The organism is Salipiger sp., from assembly GCF_059781815.1.
Window position 1 is genome coordinate 1 of the sequence record NZ_JBYNAH010000411.1, and the last position, 1,757, is coordinate 1,757.

Sequence of the window (1,757 nt, forward strand, 5' to 3'; positions counted from 1 at the left end):
CGAAGGCGGGGATCGAGAGCCGGGCCGAGGGGCTGCGGCGGCTCATCCAGGCGGCAGGCGGGGTGTTCGTTCCGGACGCGCAGATGGCAGCAGAGATGGCGCGCTACAGGGCCTCTCTGCACGAGGTCGGCAATGGGGTCGCGCAGATCGCCAAGCAGATGACTCAGGCCAATCGGCAGGGGCAGGGGGGCGGCTCGGAGTTCACCGAATTGCGGCTTGCGCAGATGCGCGGGCTGGCGCGGTTCATCCTGGATTCTGCTGACGAGATCGATCTGCTCCTGCGCCGTCGTCGCGACGCGATGCAGCTGGAGGCTACGGCCGCGCTGAGGGAGTTTGCCCATGCGGCTGAATGATGCCGTCCATACCGTCACTGGCGAGGTCTTCCGGGACGGCTGGAGCCGAATCCGAGGCTCGATGCAGGGGCTGCATGTCGCCAAGCAGAGCCAGCTTTCGCGCGCGGCAGCAGGGCATCGGCCAGCGGTCTTCAAGGCGATCCGGGGTGGGGGCACGCATACCAAATCGCAGCTGATGAACCAGCTCGATTACCTCACCACCAAGTCCACCCATATCGTGGACAGTAGCGGGTTCCTGGATGGCAAGACGAAGCTCGAGGCGGGTGACATCAAGGACCTGACGGAGCGCTTTGCCAAGCGGTGGGATGCGGGCTTCAAGCCCAGGCTCGGACAGACCACCCACATGCTCATGTCCTTCCCCGTGGGCACGCGTGGGGAGGATGTGCGCGACATTGCGACGGACGTGGCCGAGCGGTTCTTCCAGACCGACGCGGGGCATTTCGACTACATCATCGCGGTGCATGAGGACCGCGATCACCCCCATGCGCATCTGGTGCTGAACCGCCGCTCGCAGGAAGGCGAGTTCTTCTTTCTGGGGCGCAACCACCGCTTCAACTATGACGACTTCCGCCTCGCCATGGTCGAGGAGGCGGAGAAGTACGGCGTGCGGCTGGAAGCCACGCGCCGGGTGGATCGCGGGGTTGTGCATTACCCAGCCCCTACCCGCGAGGTTTATGCGGCGAAAGAAGAGGGTCGCGCACCCCGCGAGCGCGAACGCGTGGGGGCCGACTTGACCCGGACGCTGGCGGAGATCGCCAACACCAGAACCGTCTACCATTCGCTTGCCGTGGAGGCCTCCCGGGAGACCTCCGAGGTCCGCGGGGCCCGCGAAGACATTGCCGCGGCACTCTTCCGCGCGGGCGAGGTGCTGGCGCATGGCGGGCAGGTGGACCGAACAGGAGATGTGTATATGGCCGAGGATCAAAGCTTCGAGGATCTGAGAAGCCTCTATGCGGAAAAGCTCGCGCGGGTGCAGGGCATGATCGCCGAGAAGTCTGACGCGGAACGTCCCGTGCTGGAAAAACGCCTCATCGAGATCCAGACGCAGGTCCAGCACATGCAGCCCTTGGGGCTGCGCTCGGGTTCGCTCTCAGACGCGCCCTCGGAGGGCGGGATCTATTCCGAGGCCAATATTGACGCCAGCCAGCGCGAGCGACTGGCCGAGCCCGATCTGAGATCGCGCATTGACGCGGCACTACACGGCACGGGGATCAGCACATCGGAAGTGGTGGCCCGGATCGAGACGGGCGCCTCAAATGCAGCGCTCGAGCATCAATGGATCGCCAATGATCTCTCCAAAGTGGCTGAGGCGCGCGATCTGAACCTTGAACGCCGCGCCGATCTGGAACAGGCGCGCGATATTCTCAACGATGTGCACGTCGAACTTGGCACGCTTTTGGAGCG

General features: G+C 64.8%; 1 protein-coding gene and 1 pseudogene. Both read left to right on the forward strand.

What is annotated here, in order from left to right; all coding sequences use genetic code 11:
• Positions 1–353: pseudogene (locus AC6RA4_RS25345) on the forward strand (transposase); the annotation flags it as partial.
• Positions 340–1,757, forward strand: a 1,418-nt coding sequence (locus AC6RA4_RS25350; protein ID WP_500165073.1) for a relaxase/mobilization nuclease domain-containing protein, incomplete at its 3' end; no start/stop codon positions are given. The pseudogene AC6RA4_RS25345 and the gene AC6RA4_RS25350, both read left to right, overlap by 14 nt.